Raw genomic sequence first — 22,493 nt, forward strand, 5'->3', positions numbered from 1 at the left:
AGGATAGATTCGGTTCCTCCATTGGCGTTGCTTTTTTGATAGGCACTCGATCTGAATGGGATAGGATGGGTTTTCGTTTCAATGACCGTGCTCTTGGTTTGCTCGCGTTCTTGCTGTTCGTCAGTACGGCTTACGCCGAAATTCCCAAGCAGGCGGGCAGCCCATCGGCCGAATCCGATCAAGACGCTATCCGTCATCCCGATGCCTCCGAGGGCTATCGTTTCTTGACACAACAAGCGCTATTGCCGAGCGATTTCAATCAGAGAACCGTCGATCAAGTTTGGCAGAGTTGGCCCGAGCCGCTTCGCAGTCGAGCCGAATCAGCGACGGTCGCTCAGCGACGCCGAATGATCTTCCAACGGTATGGATTGACCCCGCGTCCGGAGCATCTCGCCGACGACGGAGCGGATCCGGGGAAACCCTTGCAATACGTCGTTTCCGAAAACGGAGACTGGACGATGAATTGTTTCTCCTGCCACGGCGGATCGGTCTACGGGGTTCCCACTCCCGGCGCGCCGAACAATCGGTTTGCGTTGCAGACGATGACGGAAGAGATTCGCAGTACGAAGTTTCGGATCGGCGAGCCTTTGACGCGAATGGATTTCGGCTCGCTCGTCGTTCCGCTCGGTACCACGCACGGAACGACCAATGCCGTTGTTTTCGGCATGGGCTTGATGCATTTTCGTGATGCCGACTTGAATGTCTTGGACCGTCCTCCCGCTTCATTCACCAATCATGATATGGACGCGCCCCCGTGGTGGCACTTTTATAAACGGCCTTACCTTTACATTGATGGATTCGCGGAAAAAGGGCACCGCGGTTTGATGCAGTTCACGTTGGTCCCTGAGAATGGACCCGACTTTTATCGTCAAAACGAAGACCACTTTAAGGACGTCTATGCGTACTTGTCATCGCTACGTCCGCCGAAGTACCCGCATCCGGTCGATAGCGACTTGGCCCGTCGTGGGAAACTGATATTCAACCAGAATTGCTCGAATTGCCACGGAACGTACGGACATCGCACCGACGCGGAGGCCATCGCGGCGTATCCCAACGAAATGATCCCGATTGATGAGATCGGAACCGACCCGGTACGACACGAGGCACTCGGTGTCGCCGGTCGCACCAAGTATGCGGATAGTTGGTTCGCGAACGTCGGTCAGGCGGATCATCAAGCAACGATTGTCGACCCGGCCGGCTATGTCGCACCACCATTGGATGGCGTTTGGGCCAGTGCACCCTACTTTCATAACGGAAGCGTGCCGACCCTTTGGCATGTCTTGCACCCAGACCGCCGCCCGGCGGTCTGGCGTCGCACCAAGATCGATCTCGACGAATCGAAGGTCGGCCTAACGGTGGAAACAACCGATCGCGTTCCGCTCGAGCATCCCGATGTTGCGGTTCGTCGAACGTACTTTGACACCCGTCGGCTCGGCAAGTCTGCACTGGGACATAGTTATCCCGACATGCTAACCGAAGCCGAAAAAGACGCCGTTTTGGAATATCTCAAAACCATGTAGCGGCTCTATCGATCCTCCGTGAGCGATCGTACCAACATGGTACGATCAGTGCTCCATAAAAATTTAAGATTAGGGTGAGCCGAACGCGCTAGCGTCGGGTGTCGAGCAATACCCGCAGCTAGCGGGCTGTTGGTTTAATCGTAACCCGAAGCGTCAGCGAGGGATTGAACGCCATTGATTCTCTTTGATGTATCCCTCGCTCACGGGCTTGTTGATTAATCGTAACCCGAAGCGTGAGCGAGGGATTCAGCGGTATTGAGGCCTCTGTATGTATCCCTCGCTCACGCTTCGGGTTACGATGCAAACTATCAACACGCCGCTAGCGGGCTGTTGATTTAGTGGTATCGCGACCCCTTTTCGTTTAACGGCAAGCCGTAGGCGTCAATTGGGGGCATCGCCGACGCCTTCGGCTTGCCGTTAAACGACTAAATCAACAGACCGCTAGCGTTGGGTGTCGAGCAATACCCGCGGCTAGCGCCGTCGGCTCACTTCACTAACCCTAAGTTTTATTTTGACGACGCACTAGGCGGCTGGCTTGAGGTACGAGGCCAAGCGGTCGGCGCGCGACGGGCTCTGCAATTTCGACACCGCTTTGGCTTCGATTTGCCGGACGCGTTCGCGGGTAACCTTGAAGATGCGACCACACTCTTCCAACGTGTAGCTGTATCCGTCCACCAATCCATAGCGCAAGCGGATGATCTCACGTTCACGGAAGGTTAGTGTTTTGAGCAACTCGTCAATCTTGCTGCGTAACATCCCGCTGGCAGCGACGCGTACCGGGTTGTCGTTCTCGTTGTCTTGGATGAACTCGCCAAAACTGCTGTCTTCACCTTCCCCGACGGGGCGATCCAAACTGACCGGGTGACGTCCGATATCCATGACACGTCGAACTTCTTCGATCGCGATTTCGGTCGACTCGGCGATCTCTTCGTAAGTCGGTTCGCGTCGAAGCGTTTGCGTAAGACGCTTTTGAGCTTGGCGAAGTTTGCTGAGCACGTCGATCATGTGAACCGGAATTCGGATCGTGCGTGCTTGATCGGCGATCGCGCGGGTGATTGCTTGGCGAATCCACCAAGTGGCATAGGTGCTGAACTTGAAACCACGTCGGTATTCGTACTTGTCGACCGCTCGCATGAGGCCGGTGTTGCCTTCTTGGATCAAGTCCAAGAACGACAGGCCACGGTTACGATACTTTTTGGCGATCGAAACAACCAATCGCAAGTTGCCGGCGCTGAGCTCTCGTTTGGTCGACTCGTATTGATCGAAGAACTTGCGGGTCCGCACCATGCGGTTGTGCAAACTGCGAGGGCTCTCTTGAGTGACGAGCATCAGTTCACGCAACTCTTGCCGCAAGTCGGCCGCTTCGTCACGGCTCATTGCGTCATGTCCGAGCGTGTCGAGTCGTTCGCGGATGAAGTTCATCCGACCCGAGATTTTTTCTAGTTGATGCAACAACGGGGTCACGCGGCGACTGCGAAGGCTTAGCTCTTCGACCAATTCCAAACACTTGCGGCGGCGGCGCAGAAACCGTTTGCGGACTTCGGCCTTGAGTCGCGGCGAGGCACTCTTTCGTACAAGAATCTCGAAGTCCAATTGATTTTGCTCCAACAACGGTTCGAGAGTCCGTAGGTTGTGCGGCATCCGTTGCGAGATCTGCTCTTTGGTGAGTCGTTCGGTCAAGGAAACTTTGATCGTACGATCGAACGGGAGTTCGCCCGAGTGAACTTTCTTGAGCACGTCGACGGTGGCTCGCATCGCGTAGTCGGTTTCGAGCAACGAGCGGCGGTATTGCTTACGCGTGATCTCGATTTTCTTGGCCAGCGAGATTTCTTGTTCTCGCGTCAATAACGGAATCTCGGCCATTTGGCTGAGGTACATCCGGATCGGATCTTCGCTCGCCTTGGGCAAGTCGGCGGCCGTGCCGAGGATCGGGCCGCTGGAGTCCTCGATGCCCGAGAGCCCCATCGAGGATGACATTTCGATCGCTTCGTCGTCGGTTTCGCTAGGATCGAAATCGTCGTCATCTTCCGAGCGTTCGCCCGACAGATCGTCTCCATCTCGCATGCCGGCGACATTGGGTTCGGGTGCGCGGCGTTTAACGGCGGCGGTCACACGTGCTTGTTTTTCGGTGGCTTCGATCAACGCAATCCCGCGTCGTTCGAGTGCCGCTAAAAGCGTGTTGAGCTTTTCCGGGTTGACGTCTTCGTCAGGCAGATAAGCGTTGACTTCATCGTAGGTCAGGTAGCCGTCCTTGGCACCACGGTTGATGAGTTGGGAGAGGGTTTGATCCATCAATTGCATTGTTCTAACTTCGTGTTAAAGGGTCTCGTCCCATCATGGGACGGCAAGCCGGGTCGGCGTGACTTGTTTGCGGGAAAACAGAAACGTGACGTTCGGGTAAATGCCTTTCGATTTCAATAGTGGGTCAAGAAACGGGAGGTGATTGATCGGGAGATCATCTATCGCGGCGAGTGTCGTAATCGCTCCGCCGCAAAGAGTTGCTCCAGCATGGCGAGTTCCTCGTCTTCAGGCAAGGAAGCGGAAGCCAATTTTTCGATTTGTCGTGTCTTTTCGATTTCAAATTCACGCTCACGGAATCGGGTTAAGATTGCCGTGTAACGATCATGCGGTTGGTCGGCCAAACGGTCACCGCGGGTCTCGATGCGTTCAAGCAGCGTGATGATTTGGTTCTTGAGATATTCGTTTTCGATTAACGTCAACAAGGACTCGGCGTTCAATTCGCGTTGCTGCAAGTCGAGTTCTTGATAGGCCGATAACAGCATCTTCGCGGTGGTCGATTGCAACCAATTAGGGTCGATCGACTCGACGGCCATCGCCGCCAACTCGGGACTGACGAGCAGCGTTTCAAACAGCTCACGATCGACGCCCGAGAGCGGTGCTTGGAATTCGTTGACTGATGATCGAGATGGCGACTGGACACTTGGTCCAAACGCACCTGGGTCATTATCCGATGAATCGTATTGGCCTGAAACATAGCCCGAAGGATCCGCATAGTTCGATGGATCAAAGTCGAGCCCGAACGCGGCGGCGTCTTCCATGGCTGCTTCGGCAAACCGATCGCTGCCCGAGTCGGGCCGATGCGGTTGACGTTCGCTTGGTCGTGACGGTGTTGCCGATGTTTTCTGGTAGCGAGCTTGATTCGCTTGACGAGTTTGGTGTTCTTGACGCAACGATTGAAAACGTCGTGTCAATCGATCGACCGGCAACTCAAACGTGCGACTCATTCGCATCAACAACTGGTCAATCTTCAGCGACGCCCTATCGTCGTTTTGAGGCGATTTGACGAACATTTTGAGCAGCGTTTCGATCGCCGTCGTCACCGCGTGGGTGTCGCGAGTGATGTCGACACCGTCGGTTAATCGGGCAAGCTTGTGATCGATCGCGTCGGGCGACGCGGCGGCCATATCGAGAAGCTCTTGGGCCGGATGGGCGGCCAAAAAATCGGCAGGGTCGGCGTTGTCGGGAAGCGTTAGGATACGAAGGTCCGCGTCGGCGGTCACGAACAACTCGAGCACTTCCTCGGCTCGTCGCCGGCCCGCTTCGTCACCGTCGAGCACCAACACGACACGGGCGGCATAACGCTTCAGGATCCGAACGTGCGCTTCGGTCAACGCCGTACCCAATACCGCGACGGCGCGGTCGATACCGGCCATCGATGCGGCAACGACGTCGGTGTAACCTTCCATCACGAGCACTTCCCCCGCACCGCGAATCGAATCACGGGCGAGGTCGAGTCCGTACAGTTCGTTGGATTTGCGAAACAGCAACGTCTCGGGACCGTTGATGTATTTGGCCCCGGCACCTCCGGCATCACCACTCGCCGCCGCAACACGTTCGGCGATGGCGGGGATGATCCGACCGCCCAGAGAAATCGTCTTGCCTTGGGAATTATGAATCGGGAACATCAAGCGACCGCGGAACCGATCGTAACCACCCGTTGCACCAGAGACTTGTGGAGCGTCTTGGCCGGACGCCTGGTTTTGTCGGGCGATCGCGACGCCGCATGCGATCGCGACGTCGAGGGAGTAGCTTTTCGAGCGGAGCAAGTTGACGGCAAAGTCCCACGAGTCGGGCGCGAAGCCGATGCGAAACTTTTGGCGGTTCTCGTCGTCGATGCCACGTTGTTGCAGATAGTCCCACGCTCGTTTGGCGTCATCGGACTTGTGCGCGTCGAGTTGTTCGTAGTATGCCTGGGCGACCTCGCTGATTGCCGCGATCAACGTCGGTTTGTCGTTGGGGCTTCCCGGTTGGGTCTTGGGGCCCTGCCGCTTGTCGGGGATCTCGATGCCGGCTCGTTCGGCGAGCATTCGCAAGGCTTCGGGAAACTCGACCCCTTCGCGCTGCATCACGAAACTGAACACGTCGCCGCCAATGTCACACACCCAACACTTCCAAGACTGGCGTTCTTGGTTGACGGTCATCGACGGACGCTTGTCGTTGTGGAACGGGCAGCGGGCGACGAAGTGCCGTCCTTGGGGACGCATCTCCAAATCGCGACCGATCACGTCGACAATGTCCGACGCGCTGCGCACTCGTTCTTTAACGTCGAAGTCCGCTTGGAATGACAAACGAAAACCCATGCCGGTTGGCGACTGCGGTGACACGCACCACGAAAGATTGTGCGGACTGGGATTGCGTCGAACTGATCGAATCAGCGAAACACAAACCGTCGGCCAATATCCCGAAGCGGATGCCGTGATTGGATCGGTCAACCCGTCATGCGCGACTGCGCTGTGTCATCATCCGTCCTGGATGACCGGCGGGGTCGAACCGAAGCTCACCGGTGAAAGCCTTCCTTGAATGAAGCCTTTGCACAGTCTAACCGATTTCCCGATCTTGTTCTGGATCGATTTCGGAGGCGGTGTCCTTCGTGTTCGAACCGAATGCCGAGGCAAATTTCGATCCGGTACGTCCCTGTAGCGTCGGGTCTCAGCCGCACGGGTTATTTTCCACGTCGCCGACTGGCCGCTTCGTTACAAGCAAGTCAGGAGTCTGAGAAGATTGACAAAACGAGTCAAGATCAATCGGATTGCTTTTCTTGAATAAAACCGGGAAGATTTCCAAAGTTATTGACGTTATCGGGGGCGTGGTAGCTGGACTCGCAATCGTGGTAGCTGGACTCGCAAGAGTTCAGTCGGTTTGCTGACCGATACCGAAGTCTTGCGACTCCGGCTACCTTAGAGCCAATCCGACACATATCCAAGCATCGAGATCGACATGAAAGCCCTTTTGCTGACCGAATACAAAAATATGCAATACACCGACGTCGACGAGCCCGAAGTTGGCGTCGACGACGTTTTGGTTCAGGTCGAAGCGTGCGGGATTTGTGGCAGCGATATTCACGGGTACGACGGCAGCACCGGGCGACGCATTCCGCCGTTGATCATGGGTCACGAAGCCGCCGGCATCGTCGTCGCTTCGGGGGCCAACGTGACCGACATGCCCGAGGGTACACGAGTGACGTTCGATTCGATGGTCTCGTGTGGCCGATGCCATTTTTGCCGCGACGGCCATCAGAACCTTTGCGATAACCGAATGGTGCTGGGAGTTTCGTGTGGCGAGTACCGGCGACACGGGGCATTCGCCCAGCGGATCTCGGTGCCGCGGCGGATCGTCTATCAATTGCCCGATTCTTTGGCGTTTGAACACGCCGCTTTGGTCGAGGCCGTCAGTGTCGCGGTTCACGCGGCTGCCATCACGCCGATCCGGCTGGGCGATACCGCCGTCGTGGTGGGTGCCGGAATGATCGGGTTGCTGACCTTGCAAGCCGCCAAAGCGGCCGGAGCGACGCGCATCATCGCGGTCGATTTGAACGACAAACGGCTCGCCGCCGCGAAGGAATTGGGGGCGACCGACGTGTTGCGCGGTGATCAAGTTGACGTTCCCGAAACCATTCGTGGCCTGACCCAAGGCCGAGGTGCCGACGTCGCATTCGAAGTCGTGGGTGCGACGCCGACCGTCAAGACTGCGATCGAATCGGTTCGCAAAGGCGGGGCGGTGACGCTTGTCGGCAACGTTTCTCCGACGATCGAGTTGCCGCTACAGTCCGTCGTCACGCGTGAAATCCGGTTGCAGGGCACCTGCGGTTGCAACGGCGAATACCCGCAGTGCATCGATCTGATGGCCCGGGGGATCATCAATGTCGCCCCTCTGATTACGGCCAAGATCTCGCTTGCCGACGGCCCGGAGTGGTTCAAACGTCTCCACGCGGGCGACCCCGAGCAAATGAAAGTAGTGGTTTGCCCTTAAAGTTTGCCCCAAATTGGCAATCCGAACGATTCTGGGGTGAATCTCCGGTTGAGGGGTTTTGGGGGAAGAACTAAGATTCGCCCCATGACACGCAAAATCCCCGGTATGAAATATCGTCAACTCGACCGCATCACGCTTTTCGAACCCGGCAAGAGGCTGGTCGGCGAGCGGACGCTGGCCGCTGATGAAGAATACCTGCTCGACCATTTCCCCCGCTTTCCTGTCATGCCCGGCGTGATGATGTTGGAGGCCCTTCATCAAGCGTCCGTTTGGCTGATACGCATGTCGCCCGGTTTCAACCACGCACTCGTTTTGCTGAGGGAAGCGCGCAACGTCAAATTCGGCGACTTCCTTTCGCCGGGCGAAACCTTGACCGTGGAAGCGGAGATGTTCAAAACCGAGGGGAATCTGTCCACCATCAAGGCGGTCGCCCGCAAAGGCGATCGGACAACCGTGGCGGCTCGCCTGATTTTGGAAAGCTGCTCTAGTGGCGACCCGGAATATCTTGATACCGACACCGACTTAAAGCGGGCTGCGGAAGCTCAATTTTTCGAACTTTATGGCGACTGCCCGGCTGTGGCAGCGTTTTCCCTTTCACTTTGAACAACTCTTTAGGAACGAACACATGTCGATGTCCGACGACGATATTTTTGAAAAGGTTCAAGCCGCTTTGGTCGACGCGCTCGGCGTAGACGAAGACGAAGCGACCCGCGACGCAACCTTGGTGGGCGATTTGGGTGCCGAATCAATCGACTTCCTCGACATCGTGTTCAAGCTTGAAAAGTCATTCGACATTCAAATTCCCCGCGAAGAACTTTCGCCCGAAGACATTTTGACCAACAGCCAATACGTCCAAGACGGCGTGGTCACGCCAGACGGGATGACGGAACTGAAAACTCGGATGCCGTGGGCGGACCTGTCGAAGTTCGAAAAGAATCCTCGCGTCCAAGACTTCGGCAACCTGCTGACCGTCGGCGACTTGTGCAACTACGTCGGAAGCAAGGTCAACGCTTAAGCGATGCGTTGGTTTTGGGTCGATCGGTTCACCGAGTTTGTCAGTGGCTCGCACGCCAAGGGCATCAAGAACGTTGCGCTCGATGAAGAAGTGCTCGACGGGTACAGTTTGGGTTATCCCGTTCTGCCGCCGACGCTGATCATCGAAGGTCTCGCTCAACTCGGTGGAATCCTCGTCCACGAAAAATTTCAGTTCACTAAACGAGTCGTCCTGGCCAAGGTCGGCTCGGTGAAATACTACGCGCCGGCCAAACCCGGCGATACATTGATTTATCACGTCGAACTTCAACGGACTCAAGAACTCGGTGCCACAATCACCGGAACGAGCCACTGCGACGGAGTGTTGCAAGCCGAAGCGGAATTGATGTTCGCGTTTTTGGAGGAAGGTCATTTGGTTGACGGTCCTCTGTTTCATCCCGGCGACCTGCGTGCGATGTTGCGACTGATGAATTTCTTTCACGTAGCCAAGACCGCCGATGGTCAACCGGTTCCCTTTTACCCTAATCTTTGAGCGTCCATGTCGTCGCGTCGCCGAGTCGTTGTTACCGGAATCGGAATGATCAACCCCATGGGTTGGGATGTTCAAACGGTATGGTCTGGTTTGAAGGAAGGCGGCAGCGGTGTCGCCCCGACAACGCTGTTCGATGCGACCGGCTTCCCCACTCGAATCGCCGCCGAAGTTAAGAATTGGGACGTTCGCAAAGCTGTTGCCGACGGCGAAGACCACGTCCAACGTGGCCGTCACACTCAATTCGCGATCGCGGCGTCGACTCAAGCGATGAACGATAGCGGCGTGTTGGATTCGATTACCGATCCGACCCGGATGGGCGTGTACTTGGGAAGCGGCGAAGGCAACCAGGACTTCGGCACGTTCAGCAAGATGATGGTCGCGGCCCTTGAATCGGGCGAATACGACCCCAAGAAATTCATCGCCGCCGGCTTGGAACTACTCGACCCGGCCAAGGAACTCGAACAAGAACCGAACATGCCGGCCGCTCACTTAGCCGCCCGGTTCAACGCGCAAGGTCCGAATTTCAACTGCTTGACCGCGTGCGCCGCGAGCAGCCAAGCGGTCGGCGAAGCGACCGAGATCATCCGGCGGGGCGAAGCCGACGTGATGCTGGCCGGCGGCACGCACAGCATGATCCACCCCTTCGGTGTGACGGGTTTCAACCTATTGACCGCCTTGTCCGAAAGCAACGACCAACCGACCAAGGCCAGCCGCCCCTTCGACGCCGGACGAAACGGGTTCGTCCTCGGTGAAGGCTCCGCCATGGTGATCTTGGAGGAACTCGAAGCCGCCAAAGCTCGAGGCGCGACGATTTATGGCGAGATCACCGGCTACGGCACCACCGCCGACGCGTACCGCATCACCGACATCCCGCCCGACGGACACGGCGGCATCGCTGCAATGCGAATGGCAATCGCCGACGCCGGATTGAATCCGACCGACATCGGCTACGTCAACGCGCACGGCACGAGCACGAAGGTCAACGACCGCGTCGAAACCAAAGCCTGCCGTGAAGTGTTCGGCGACAACGCGATCAACACTCCCGTCAGTAGCACCAAAAGCATGATGGGGCACCTGATCGCCGCCGCCGGTGTGACCGAAATGATCGTTTGCTTGATGGCGATCCGTCACGGCGTCCTTCCGCCAACGATTAATTACGAAAACCCCGACCCGGATTGCGACTTGGATTACGTTCCCAATGAGGCACGCCAATCCGATATTCAACACGCATTGAACAACAGCTTCGGATTCGGCGGCCAAAACGTGACGCTGTGCTTGAGCCGTTTTGACGGATAAGCTGGATAGGCGCCTGAGTTTCGGTGACTTTGGCTATGCCACCCATCGTCCATCGGGAATCACTTGTTCAACCGACGCCATCAAACCGTTGCCGATTACGCCGCGATCGGTCTGGCCCCCGTCTTAATCTTCGCGATGCTATTGAGCCTCGCGATGTTCTTGATGATGGTGATTTACTCCGGGTACTATCCCGCCCGCGTCGCCCAAACCCTGTTTTTCTACACGATGGGCGTCACCGCAATCGCGCGGATGACGATCGAAGAGGGCCGCAACTACTCGATGGGCTATACGATCGCCTTGGGAGCAGCCTCGTTTTTCGTCATGAGCCGATTCTTCGGAGGGCCGCTCTCATCCGCCGTCGTGCTTTTCGTGATCGGTTACCTCGCCGACCGCATCGTCCATGATTGCACCATCGTCGACGACGGGATCGACAGCAGCGGCCAAGGACTGATCGACAGCGGTCGGTTATGGTTCCAAAAAACGGCCGGCCGGGAGTCTGAATTTGTCGGCCAAAGCGGCAACCAACCGGGACGCACGGTCTTGTATTTGGCCCTGGGGGCATTGCCCTTGTTCGGCATCGGGCAGTTTTTCTTGGCGAGTCATTCAGCCGCGTGGACCGCCGCCCGATCGCTGTTGGCGATTTATCTGTTCACGAGTTTGTCGCTATTGGTTGTGACCGCGTTCCTCAACCTCCGTCGTTACCTCAGACAACGCAACACCGAGATGCCCTGGCAGACCACGGTCGCGTGGGTAGCCGGGGGCATGGGCATGATCGGCGTGATCTTGTTGCTATCGCTGCTCGCCCCGATGCCGGGCCGGACGCTCGCGTCGCTGAAAATGCCCGAATTTCTGAAGAACGCCAAACCGATGACGGCAAGTCGTTATGGTTACGGTAACGAGGGTGCGGAAGATCCAGGCAAGGGCAGCTCATCATCACAGGCCCAGTCCAACGCCCCGCCGACGCCCGAGCAGTCCACATCGCAACCGAATGCCCCCGGTCCGAATCCAGGCGGCGAGGGCGGCGAAAAAGGAGCGCCGCCGGGCGGTGAACAAGGCGACCGCCAAGACGGTCCAACGGGGAATGATCCAGGAGGAAAACAAGGCAAGTCCGACGCCAAAGGCGACCAGGACGCCAAAACCGAGCCATCGAAGCCATCGCCCGAGGGTGAACAGCCCAAACCGGCGAAGTCCGACCAGCCCGCCAAACCGGACGAGTCCAAGCCGGATGAGTCCAAGCCGGCTCAATCCACGCCGCAAGAACCGGCTAAGCCGGGCGAGAAGCCCAAACAAGCAACGCCGCCCAACGAACAGCCAGATCGGTCGGACCAGCCAGATCGGACGGATCAGCCAGATCAGTCGGATCAGAAAGATCAGTCGGATCGGACCGATCCAACCCAAGCGGAGCAACCCGCCACTGAACCGCCGTCCGCCGAAACTCAGTCCGCCGAAGCACCGCCCGCCGAACCACCGCCCGCCAAACCGCCTGCCCCTTCAACGGATTGGGGCGGGTTGCTCTCTGGTCTGGTCGGACTGTTCAAATACTTGCTGATCGCCGTCTTGTTCGGGATCGTGGGGTTCTATTTGTACCGGAACTATCAGGCGATCTTAGCTTGGATCAACGAGTGGCTTGGCGGTCGCGATCGACCGACCGAAACGCCCGCCACGCCGCCACGACGCGGGGGTGCGGACGTCCCGCCGCCAAGGCCCTTTTCATCGTTCGAAAACCCGATCGGCCGGGCCGAGCCGCAACAGGTAGTCGTTGTGACCTTTCAAGCCCTCGAAGCCTGGGCCCGCGAACAAGGCGTTCGTCGCAGCGAAGATGAGACGCCAAACGAATTCGCCCACCGATTGGTGACGCAGTTCCCGGTCCTTCGACAATCCGCACTGAGCGTCGTCGATGCTTACAACCGGATCGTTTACGGACAAGACCAAGCGGCCTCGACCGACGTCCAAGCGGCCGACCAAGTCTGGAAGTTCATGCGACCGAGCTTGGACGGGTGAGGGAAAAAATCGCCACGGTTAGCTTGCGTTGCCCGCGATGCCACGTCGCAGTTGCATCGATTCGATCTTTCGGTTGGTCGCTCTCAGGACTTCGATCTCGAACTCGTTCAACCGTAATTGCTGACCTGGATCGGGGATCGCGCCGGTGTGGTAAAGGACCCATCCCGCAATCGTTTCGTAATCTTCGCTCTCGGGTAGGTTCCAGTGAATCAACTCATTGATGTCGTCGATCATCACGCGACCGTCGACTTCGATCGTGTCGTCGTCGATCACTCGAATCTCGTACTCTTCTTCTTCGTCGGACTCGTCCACGATTTCGCCAACGATTTCCTCGAGTGCGTCTTCGATCGTAACGACGCCGGCGGTCTGTTGGAACTCATCGACGACGATCGCCATGTGCGAACGGTTGTGCAAAAACTCTCGCAACAACGACTCCACGCTGCGGTCCTTGGGGACCGACCAAGGCCGACGGCACAGATCCAGGATCGGTTGGTCGGGTAACTTTTGTGAAACGAGGAACGGCAACAAGTCTTTGACGAATAAGATTCCGACGACGTTGTCGAGGCTTTCTTCGTAAACCGGATAACGCGTCCGGCCGCTGGCGATGATTTTGTTGATCGCCTCCGGCCACATCGTTTTCACATCGATCGCTTCGACGTCGCCGCGCGGTGTCATGATGTGACCGACGGTGTCTTCGTGCAGTTCCATTACGCCTTGGATCATCTCACGAACGCCCGGACCGAAGTAACCTTCGCGAGTGCCCGCCGTGACGATCGTGCGGATCTCGTCTTCGAGTTGTTCCTCGTCTTCGTCTTCGTGTTCGATCTTACCGGCCAATCGACGGGTCATGATCTCAAGTAGCTCGCCGGGACCCTGCAACGGCCGCATCGCGACCGACAGCAAAAACCAAAACGGCCAGGTAAAGTACAGTAGCGGTGAGGAGGTAAATCGGGTGATCGCGGCCGGCAACCACAGATGCGTCAACATGATCAACAAACAAGCCACAACCGCCCACGTGGTCAGGACATTCCACGCATGACCTTGATGCTCGACCACGACGAGCGTTCCGAACATCAAGAACACCACCGTTCCGATCATCCGCAAGTATTCGCTGCCACGGATCGCGTCGTCCTGGTGATCCAACACCGCACCGAACCGCTCGCGATTCTTGCGGACGCGGCAGTACACCTCGAGTGATCGTCCGGCGAAACCGTCGAGCAACTCGACGCCGAGACCGCCGACACTCCCGAGAATAAACCCGGTAAGAGCCCAAAACAAATTCCAACCGATGATCGGTTGGCTGACAATCGCAGAGAGTTCGTTCATCGGGCACGATCCTCAGCGGATGCCGACCGTGCTGGTTCCTCGTCCATCGGCGGCACAATTCCCAACGATGCGAGTCCGGTTCGTTCGGCGAGCCTCATTTCGGATCGCAAGGGCTCCGTCGTGTCGTCGTAGCCGACCAAGTGCAATGTTCCGTGAACCACGTAAAGCAACAACTCCTCTCGTATGGACCAACCGGCAACGGTCGCCTGAGCGATCGCCGTTTCGAGACTCACGACCAATTCGCCTTCAACGCGAGGCGGTACCAAATCATACGGAAAACTGATCACGTCGGTGGGGTAGTCGTGTTGTAAAAATTGGCGATTGATTTGGTGAATCGCCGCATCCATGGTGACCCGAACACCGACGCTGATCCGATCACAATGGCCGACCTGAGCCGCAGCGATGACGGCCGATTGCAAATCCGTTTCGCGAATACCCGCCGCCGCAAAAGGATCCTCCGCGTCCGAGTCGATCAAGGTTTCGATGTTCGTCATCACGCCGATTGCTGGCCTGGATACTTGACGCGTGCGTGGTAAATCGCGGTCAGCGATTTGACGAGACTTTGACGGACGCGGTGTAATTGAGAAAACGTTAAACCACATTCATCGAACTGACCGTCGGCGACTTTTTTCTGGGCGATCGCGTCGACCAGATTCGAAATCCGCGCGGGCGTGGGATCGACCAACGTCCGCGAGGCACTTTCGACGGTGTCGGCCAACATCAACACGGCCGCCTCGAGTGTTTGCGGTTTCGGCCCCGGATAACGGAAGTCCTTGTCACTGACCGCTTCGCGATTAGGGTCCTCTTCGCTGCGTTTGGCCGCCTCCCGATAGAAGTACTCGACCAACGTCGTGCCGTGGTGCTGCAAAATGAAATCGATGATCGGCGCCGGCAAATGGTGGTTGCGGGCCAAGTCGGCTCCGTCTTTGACGTGAGCGATGATCACCAACGTGCTCATCGCCGGTTGCAACGAATCATGCTGATTGATTCCGGCGGATTGATTCTCGATGAAATATTCGGGCTTGAACATCTTGCCGATGTCATGGAAGTACGCCCCGACGCGAACCAACAAGCCGTTGGCACCGATCGCATCGGCGGCCGCTTCGGCGATCGACGCGACGTTGATCGAGTGGTTGTACGTCCCCGGAGCACGTTGCGCCAAACGACGTAACAACGGGTGGCTGGCGTCACCAAGTTCGAGCAACGATAAATCGGTTTGAACACCGAAGCCTTTTTCGATCAAGGGTAATAAACCGGTCATCGCCAACGACGATACCCAAATACACAACCCCGCCCAGCCCGCTTCGGCGAGCAACCCCGACAAGACGCGCTGCATGGGACCGTCCATGAACAGTGGTTCCAATCCGTCGCCGGGGGAGCCTGATGAGAGCGTTTGTCCGGTCACGATTCCGACGCCAATCACGGTCAAGACCGTGATCGCCGCACTGATCGCTCCGACGGTGATTAAGTGCGTGCGGCTGCGGATGCGACCAGGCAACAACGTACACGATGTACAAGCGGCCGCCATGACCACTAAGTTCGACAAGTCCGCGCCCAACAACAACGTGACCGACAGACTCGCCGCCGCCATCAGCAAGAGCGCCAACTCGCGACCGTAGACCACCGCCGCCGTAATCGACGTCAAAACGAGCGGCACGAGTTCGGCCCGCCAAGCGTCACGCGACGCGTAGTAACTCAGCGCGATTGTGGTGACCATCAAGGCCAACAGACGTGCCAACCGATAAGGATCGCGAACCAACTCACGATCATCGACGAACCAAATGTACGAACCACACAACAGATACAACGCCACGATCATTCCACCAAACGCGATCACGCGCGCCAGACGATCGGAGACTTGCATGTTTTCGATCAAAACTTCCCATTCGCTACGCAGCAAATCAAGTTCGCGGACCGTCAGCGGCTTACCAGCGTCGGCGAGTTTTGATTGCCCGGTGTAGAACGTCATCATCACCGTCTCGACGGCGTCGGCGGCTTGCTCTCGAGCGGCTTGGGATGCATCGTCGTCGTACTTCAGCGTTTCGTACTCGGGCAACCGTTCCCGCAACCACTGGCCGATCATGCGAGCGGCGACTTGGCCCTCCTCGCCTTCGAAACGCGTACGGAATTGATCTTTTAGCAATTTTTCGAGCACACCGCCGGCTTCGGCGATCCGCACCTTGGACAATTCCACCGGCACGGCTTCGTCAGCCTGATCGGCTTGGAAAACACGTATCATCCGCTGAGATCCCTGTTCGGCGGAGTGTTGCGGTGCCTGCAACAGACCGTTCTTATACAACGGAACCATCGATAGCTCGACGACCTCTTCGAGTTCGGTTAGCTCCTTGTCTTCATTAAAAACTCGTTTGAGCAGCGCGAATCGCTCCGCCGGCGAATCCTCTTCCGGAGTTGTCTCGCTACCCTCGTAAAACTCGGTCAATGCGGCCCGCTCTTCGGTGCCGAGTTGCTCGAACGACGACGCACCTAAAATCAAAAACAACTTATTTCGCAGCGCGGCACGGAGTTGCTCGAGTCGTTTAGGAGTGTTGCGATAAAGCGTCAACACTTCCCGGCGTTTACGTTCTTTGAGATCCTCGGTGGCGACTTTGTCGGGAACCTGGAACGTCACCCGGGTCATTAAGTCGCGGGCCGGAATGGCACCCATGCGATACGCGAACGTCGGTTGCCAAGTCCGACACACGACCAACAACAAGACCGCGGCGACCGTTGCCAACCCGAACCGAATCGCCAGATCGCTCTTGTTGCTGTGGTCCCACCAGGCAGCCCATTTCGGCTTGGGGATTCCGAGCGACTGAATCCGCTCTTTGCCGGCACGCTGCGTTTTCGCACTACTCATGAATCCGGAACACCGCGCGTTTCAGGAGCTTGTGCGCGGGGATGCGCATCAGGAGGCTGGTCAGCGTCCAGTTTTTCGGAAGCTTCGTAAGCTTCGACAATTTTCTGCACCAACCGATGGCGAACGATGTCGTGAGAAGACAACCGGATCACGCCGATGCCTTCGATCTTGCCGAGTCGATGGAGCGCGTCATGCAGGCCGCTGCGGACACCGCGGGGCAAGTCCAATTGCGTTGCATCGCCGCTGACGACCATTTTGGAATGTTCGCCCATCCGGGTCAAAAACATTTTCATCTGGGCGACGGTGGTGTTTTGGGCTTCATCCAAAATAATGAAAGCGTCATTGAGCGTTCGTCCACGCATGTAAGCCAACGGAATGATCTCGATCACATCCTGTTCCATCAACCCGCGGGCTTGGTCGTAATCGACCATCTCACCGAGTGCGTCCATGAGCGGCCGCAAATATGGATTCAGTTTCGCCCTCAGATCGCCAGGCAAAAACCCTAAGCTCTCGCCCGCCTCGACGGCCGGTCGAACCAAAACGATCTTGCGAACCGTGCCCGCCTTGTAGGCCTCGACCGCCGTAGCGACCGCCAAATAGGTCTTGCCACATCCGGCCGGTCCGGTTGCGAAAGTAAGATCGTGTTTGCGGATCGCCTCGACGTACTTGGCTTGGCCGGGCGTTCGCGGGGAAATTTTACGGCCGGCGTTTTGAATGTTGATCGGATCGGCTTGCGGTCGACCGACGCGTCCGGTCTTTTCGTCATCGCCTTTGACGCCTTCTTCGGCGATCGCCGTTTCGACGTCCCCGATTCCCAAGGATTTTTTGGCGCGGACGATCACGCGGAGGCGTTCGAGGGCTCTTAACGTCGCGTTGACGTTGTCCTCTTCCCCGGCGACTCGAATCCGGCCGTCACGATGAGTGATGTCGACATCGAACAATCGTCGAAGCTTGCGGACGTGCTGGTCACGCGGACCGAACAACGTCAACACTTCCTCGGGGCCAGCCGTCGACAGCGTGGCTTCATTCATGACGGGCTTCACGGAACCTCAATACACAATACGGAAAAACAAACGGAAGTCGCAGAGATGGACGCCGTCGTAACGATCGCCGGAGAAACATCGCCGGGGCGAACGCAGATTCTATACGCCAGGGGAAGCATCAAGCCAACGCCCCCGGCTCGAATCCCGGATTTTTCATGCCTGACGTCACGGCCATCATGCCGCTGCCACGAAACACAGAAAAGACGGCAAAGCCGCGAATATGAGCGAATCCGTCACATCCCAGACCCCCCCCATGCCGGGAAGCCAATCCCCGGAATCCTTGGAATGGCAGGCTCGTTTGACCAACGATTCCGCCAAATCCCCCACCATTCCGCTAATCGCGAGTACCGGGCCGAGCACAAACGCCAGCCAAATCGGAGGCACCGCAGGCGTAGGAATTGCCCTCGGAATCAACCCTGAAAATTCGACATTCCCCAACGGGGTCTCGATCAAGACATCTGGGCGGGCTTCGGGTTCGCCAAAACCATCCAAGACGGCGGGGAACAAGAACTGCAAACACAACATCGCTACGATCGTCGCGACGACGACCCCGCCGATCGCGCCCTCCCACGTCTTGCCGGGACTCAGTCGCGGGATCAACTTCCGTCGACCGATGGCTTTGCCCGTAAAGTATGCACCGATATCAGTGCTCTTGGTTGTCGCGATCATCGTCAACAGCGCCGCCAATCCCCAGTTGCCCGTTCCTAGACTGCGGATCAGCACCAAGAACGACATCAAAACGCCTAGGTAAGCAACAATAAAGATTCCGGCGAGCAATCGACGCAGCACCAAGTCCGTGTCCGACTCCGATGAGTAGTCTTTCATCTCGCAAAGGAACAAGGTGCCAACAATAAACCCGAGTGAGATCGCGATCCAACCGACCTGGCCGATCGGACAATTCACCGGATAAGGCGAGACCGATTGCGGCATTACCCAGGATGAAGCGTTCCAAATCATCACGATCGACGGCGACAGAGCCACCAAGATCGCTCCGCCCACGGTTACCATTCGATGCACCGGAAAACCGGCCTGGGTAACCAAACCGGTTAGATCCGAAGCGGTGCCGAAGACGAAGAACAACAACAACGGAATCAGAAACAACCCACCCGCACCCTCGGTATGGTACCGCGCGTCGAGGTACAAAAACGCCGCCGTACCGAGGATCAAAGCGAAACTGGAGCGAAGCCGATCGGCTAACAAGAGATCGTCGTTTGGGGTTGGGGGATCATGGCATTCGTTGTTTGCGGAGGTGGAACCAACCCCTAGCCGACCAGATCGCCGAGCGCCTGCAGCGCCGCGTCGTAGTTCGGCTCTTGCGTGACTTCCGAAACGATTTCTTTGTAAGTCACTTTGCCTTCGGCATCGAGCACGAACACGGCTCGCGAGAGCAACTTCAGCTCTTCGATTTCGACGCCGTAGTCTTCGCCGAACTCGTGAGTTTGGTAATCGCTGGCCGTTCGCATCTTGACGTCCTCGGCGCCGCAAAAACGAGCCTGGGCGAACGGCAAGTCGCGGCTGACGGTGACGGCGTTAATCTTCTCGCCCATTTCACCGAGCTTTTGATTGAAGGTCTTCGTTTGCGTCGCACAGGTCGGGGTGTCGAGGCTGGGAACGATACTGACGATCGACGGCTTGCCTTTCAAATCCGCCAACGTGAGCGTTTTCAGGCCTTCGTGAGCGTAGTGCAATTTAAAGTCGGGTGCCGATTGGCCGACTTGCAGGGCACTGCCGGCGAGGGTCATGGGGTTGCCCTTGAACGTGATCACGCCACTTTGACTCATCAGATAAACTCTCGGTTACGAGGGATTGGGAAGTTATTCACAACGCCCAAGTATGCCCTTCAGCCCGCTGATCGGGAAGCGGGTACGAGATCCGGCGCAATCGGCCCACCCGTGTCGCCAAACTAGGGTGCAACCAACTCACCTTCCGCGACGCAGGATGGTCGGCGGTCACGCGAACGAGCGCGTCGGCCATCAGCTCCGCCGCCATTTCGATCGTCATCTCCGCTTCCGGCATTCGCGAAAGCACGGGTGAATCCAACGCCGAAGCTGCTCCCACACCGACTTCGGTTTCGGTTTCGGTTCTCCGGCTCGCGCGGACCGCCAAACGACAGGCAACCGCGTCGGCGTCGAGTTCACAGAAATGACTGACGAGCCCCAAGCAAACGATCGTCGTGACCAAACCCGATACCGCTCCGATGGCCGCGCCAACAGTTTCGTCAAACCATCCGTACTCGATCAAGAACTCACCGCAGTAACTCGAAACGAACCAAGCCGGCAAGATCGCGGCCATCCTCAACGGAACGTGCCAGCGTTTGACATGGGCCAACTCGTGCATGACGACCAACATTCGCTGGCCCCGCGGCAGTTCGTCGAGCAAACGATCCGACATCAACAGCAATCGTCCCGGACGAATCACACCGGCGACCATCGCGTTGAGCATCCGGCCGCCGGTATCCCACCGGGCGACTTGCATCCCGAACAACCAATGTGTTGAGAATCCGCAGCGTCTGAGCCAACAACGGATTTCCGATTCAGTCGAACCGTCGATCGGTTCGGTCTTGGCCAACCATCGGACCAACCACGGCAACGCGAACACAACCAACGATCCGATAACCAACAACATGGCCGGCAACCACGACACGATCGCGTCACCGATCCAGTGATCCCAAGATTCCGAGCGCACTTGCACTTGTTGCAACAAATCGCCCGCCGCCATCACGGTCAATGTGGGCACGATCAACCAAGCCGGACCGGAGCGAAACATGCGTGTCATCGCGGAAAGGTATCCTCCCAATCGCCGAGGCTGGGTCCCGACGGCGACGGCAAAGTAATATTCAGCCGACCAAGTCGAAACGAGCAACGAAAAGCCGGGCGACAACAGCACGATCGCTTGCAAAAACATGCTCGATTGAATCACCGGTTGAGCGCGGCTGTAAGCCGACAATGAGAATCCGTACAAGCACATGATCACGATCGGCAACGCGAACCAGCGAAAGATATCAAGTTGAGACCGCAAACCATTCGCCGCCACGTTGAACTCGACTTCGCCGCGAAGCACCTGCCGGGCCATCCAACGGGCCGAGACGTGACCCAGGATGATCCAGCCAGACAACATCGCCAACGTCGCCCAAACGCAGCGCACCGAAAGGTCGCCGTTGGCCGGAGCCGACCCGCACATCAACGAGACGATCACGAGCAGAAAGATGTAGAGCGTCAAAACGATTCTCGGGGTGGGTGAGCGATGAGCCGATCACGCCCATCAAAACCGATTCGATTCGACTTGGCGCGATCCACCGCGTGATTTTAGGCGAATAGGTACCCGGAGCCAACGAATTGTACCGGATGCGCCGGTCGAAAGGGTGCATTGATCTTGTCGTGGCCGCCGAGAAACCATCACAATCGTCGCGCCATGACCAAAATCGATCGCTACATCCTGTTGTTGTTCCTGCGCACGGTTTTCGTGTGTTTTTTGTCGTTGGCGGGCATTTTCATCGTGTTTCACGCGTTCACCGCGTTTGATGACCTCGTCGCTCAATCTCGCAAAGGCGAATCGCTCGTGATCGTGGCGATCCGTTTTTACGGGCCATATCTGATCCTGCTTTTTGATATGACTGGGGCGATCATCACGCTGATGGCGTTCCTGTTCACCGTCGGTTGGCTGAGGCGGACCGGCGAACTAACCGCGACCCTTTCAGCCGGAGTATCGCACGGCCGGATCTTTCGACCGATGGTGGTCGCGGCACTGATCATCATCGTGGGGCAATTCGCCAGCCGCGAATTGGTCATCCCGCACTTCCGCAACTCCTTAACCATGAAAGCCGAGAACCTAGACGGCGAAGTCGAGCAAGCCGTCCGCCCGACCTTCGACCAAGCGGTCGGCATCTTGATCGAGGGGGCCAAGCTGAGGGCCGAGTCGGGGACGATCACCCGTCCGAATTTTCGCATCGACAGTGATTACAAGGATTTCGGAGATCTGTTGATCGCCGAGATCGCTCGATGGGTACCGGCCGATGCCGATCACCCGGCGGGCTATCTGCTTGAAAACGTCAAGCGGCCCGAGTCGATCGATCGGATCGCCTCGGTCAGTCGCAATGATCGCTGGGTGCTAATGACTGCGGCTGATCAACCATGGCTAGCTAAAGGAAATTGTTTCCTGGTCACGACCGTGCATCCCAATATGTTGCAAACTCAAGATACGGCCGTCCGCTTGGCATCGATCGCTGAATTGTCTGGGCGTATCCGCAACCCCGACGTACACAGCAGTTTGGCGTTGCAGACAACACTTCACGAACGGATCGTACGAGCTCCGCTGGATTTCGGTTTGGTGTTGTTGATCTTGCCGATGGTCGTCAATTCACGCGACCGAAAACTGTTCGTGATGATCGGATCGGCCGTCGGGATGGTGCTGCTGTTCTTCCTGCTCAAGACGATCGCGAGCGCGTTGGGCGGTTCGGGCACCTTGGTTTCGCCGGGCATCGCGGCATGGCTACCGTTGCTGGTCGTCTGCCCGCTCGCATTCACCCGCCTGCGAGCGGTCCAACACGTCTAATCTCTAGCCCTAATCGCGATGTCGGCTGGCTCGCAGCGATAGCGGAGACCCGGCAACAGGCCTTATCGAAAAACTTAAACTTAAACCTCAACTTAAACTTAAAC

At 57.4% G+C, this 22,493-nt stretch carries 18 protein-coding genes; 9 read left to right on the forward strand and 9 right to left on the reverse strand.

Translation table 11 applies throughout. From position 1 onward, the window contains the following. Window positions 1-65 precede the first annotated feature (65 nt). On the forward strand, window positions 66-1,520 hold the full coding sequence (locus Pla100_RS08145) for a c-type cytochrome (protein WP_231602832.1): 1,455 nt from the start codon (window positions 66-68) through the stop codon (window positions 1,518-1,520). Between the two features lie 522 nt (window positions 1,521-2,042). On the opposite strand, the gene Pla100_RS08150 is transcribed toward Pla100_RS08145, so the two are convergent. Further along, window positions 2,043-3,821: a sigma-70 family RNA polymerase sigma factor gene (locus tag Pla100_RS08150; RefSeq protein WP_146577145.1), complete on the reverse strand. Its 1,779-nt coding sequence runs from the start codon at window positions 3,819-3,821 to the stop codon at window positions 2,043-2,045. A 158-nt stretch (window positions 3,822-3,979) separates the two neighbouring features. Next, window positions 3,980-6,121: a DNA primase gene (dnaG, locus tag Pla100_RS08155; protein ID WP_146577146.1), complete on the reverse strand. Its 2,142-nt coding sequence runs from the start codon at window positions 6,119-6,121 to the stop codon at window positions 3,980-3,982. Between dnaG and Pla100_RS08160 the strand changes: the two genes are divergently transcribed. The 7 genes from Pla100_RS08160 to Pla100_RS08190 all read left to right on the forward strand — a co-directional run bounded on the left by Pla100_RS08160 (window position 6,120) and on the right by Pla100_RS08190 (window position 12,612). Beyond that, window positions 6,120-6,341 (forward strand): hypothetical protein, encoded by a 222-nt coding sequence (locus Pla100_RS08160; RefSeq protein ID WP_146577147.1) that lies wholly within the window; start codon window positions 6,120-6,122, stop codon window positions 6,339-6,341. The genes dnaG and Pla100_RS08160 overlap by 2 nt on opposite strands. Window positions 6,342-6,758: 417 nt before the next feature. Continuing rightward, a complete protein-coding gene (locus Pla100_RS08165; RefSeq protein WP_146577148.1) occupies window positions 6,759-7,790 on the forward strand; it encodes a galactitol-1-phosphate 5-dehydrogenase in 1,032 nt (343 codons plus the stop codon). Window positions 7,791-7,895: 105 nt separating this feature from the next. Beyond that, entirely contained in the window at window positions 7,896-8,393 is a 498-nt protein-coding gene (locus Pla100_RS08170; protein ID WP_146577363.1) for a 3-hydroxyacyl-ACP dehydratase FabZ family protein, read from the forward strand. Between the two features lie 22 nt (window positions 8,394-8,415). Next, window positions 8,416-8,805, forward strand: a complete 390-nt coding sequence (locus Pla100_RS08175) for an acyl carrier protein (protein WP_146577149.1) — start codon at window positions 8,416-8,418, stop codon at window positions 8,803-8,805. 3 nt (window positions 8,806-8,808) lie between these two features. Further along, window positions 8,809-9,315, forward strand: a complete 507-nt coding sequence (locus Pla100_RS08180) for a 3-hydroxyacyl-ACP dehydratase FabZ family protein (protein ID WP_146577150.1) — start codon at window positions 8,809-8,811, stop codon at window positions 9,313-9,315. 6 nt (window positions 9,316-9,321) lie between these two features. Continuing rightward, on the forward strand, window positions 9,322-10,611 hold the full coding sequence (locus tag Pla100_RS08185; protein WP_146577151.1) for a beta-ketoacyl-[acyl-carrier-protein] synthase family protein: 1,290 nt from the start codon (window positions 9,322-9,324) through the stop codon (window positions 10,609-10,611). 63 nt (window positions 10,612-10,674) lie between these two features. After that, entirely contained in the window at window positions 10,675-12,612 is a 1,938-nt protein-coding gene (locus Pla100_RS08190; RefSeq protein ID WP_231602834.1) for a DUF4129 domain-containing protein, read from the forward strand. A gap of 18 nt (window positions 12,613-12,630) precedes the next feature. On the opposite strand, the gene Pla100_RS08195 is transcribed toward Pla100_RS08190, so the two are convergent. From Pla100_RS08195 to Pla100_RS08225, 7 genes are all read right to left on the reverse strand, one after another. Further along, window positions 12,631-13,938, reverse strand: a complete 1,308-nt coding sequence (locus Pla100_RS08195; RefSeq protein WP_146577152.1) for a hemolysin family protein — start codon at window positions 13,936-13,938, stop codon at window positions 12,631-12,633. Then, complete coding sequence (ybeY, locus tag Pla100_RS08200) at window positions 13,935-14,432, reverse strand: rRNA maturation RNase YbeY (protein ID WP_146577153.1); 498 nt, start codon at window positions 14,430-14,432, stop codon at window positions 13,935-13,937. The genes Pla100_RS08195 and ybeY overlap by 4 nt, the downstream gene beginning before the upstream one ends. Continuing rightward, the gene (locus Pla100_RS08205; RefSeq protein WP_146577154.1) at window positions 14,432-16,795 is read right to left on the reverse strand and encodes an HD family phosphohydrolase; all 2,364 of its coding nucleotides are present in this window, start codon (window positions 16,793-16,795) and stop codon (window positions 14,432-14,434) included. The genes ybeY and Pla100_RS08205 overlap by 1 nt, the downstream gene beginning before the upstream one ends. Then, window positions 16,792-17,826: a PhoH family protein gene (locus Pla100_RS08210; protein WP_146577155.1), complete on the reverse strand. Its 1,035-nt coding sequence runs from the start codon at window positions 17,824-17,826 to the stop codon at window positions 16,792-16,794. The genes Pla100_RS08205 and Pla100_RS08210 overlap by 4 nt, the downstream gene beginning before the upstream one ends. Before the next feature lie 186 nt (window positions 17,827-18,012). Then, window positions 18,013-19,038 carry a phosphatidate cytidylyltransferase gene (locus tag Pla100_RS08215; protein WP_146577156.1) on the reverse strand — a complete coding sequence of 342 codons (1,026 nt, stop codon included), beginning with the start codon at window positions 19,036-19,038 and terminating at the stop codon, window positions 18,013-18,015. 62 nt (window positions 19,039-19,100) lie between these two features. Beyond that, window positions 19,101-19,619, reverse strand: a complete 519-nt coding sequence (gene tpx / locus Pla100_RS08220; RefSeq protein WP_146577157.1) for a thiol peroxidase — start codon at window positions 19,617-19,619, stop codon at window positions 19,101-19,103. Window positions 19,620-19,656: 37 nt separating this feature from the next. Further along, entirely contained in the window at window positions 19,657-21,057 is a 1,401-nt protein-coding gene (locus Pla100_RS08225; RefSeq protein ID WP_231602835.1) for a M48 family metalloprotease, read from the reverse strand. Between the two features lie 192 nt (window positions 21,058-21,249). Between Pla100_RS08225 and Pla100_RS08230 the strand changes: the two genes are divergently transcribed. Continuing rightward, window positions 21,250-22,389: an LptF/LptG family permease gene (locus Pla100_RS08230; RefSeq protein ID WP_146577158.1), complete on the forward strand. Its 1,140-nt coding sequence runs from the start codon at window positions 21,250-21,252 to the stop codon at window positions 22,387-22,389. Window positions 22,390-22,493 lie beyond the last annotated feature (104 nt).

Source organism: Neorhodopirellula pilleata, from assembly GCF_007859915.1.
Taxonomy (GTDB): Bacteria; Planctomycetota; Planctomycetia; order Pirellulales; family Pirellulaceae; genus Rhodopirellula; species Rhodopirellula pilleata.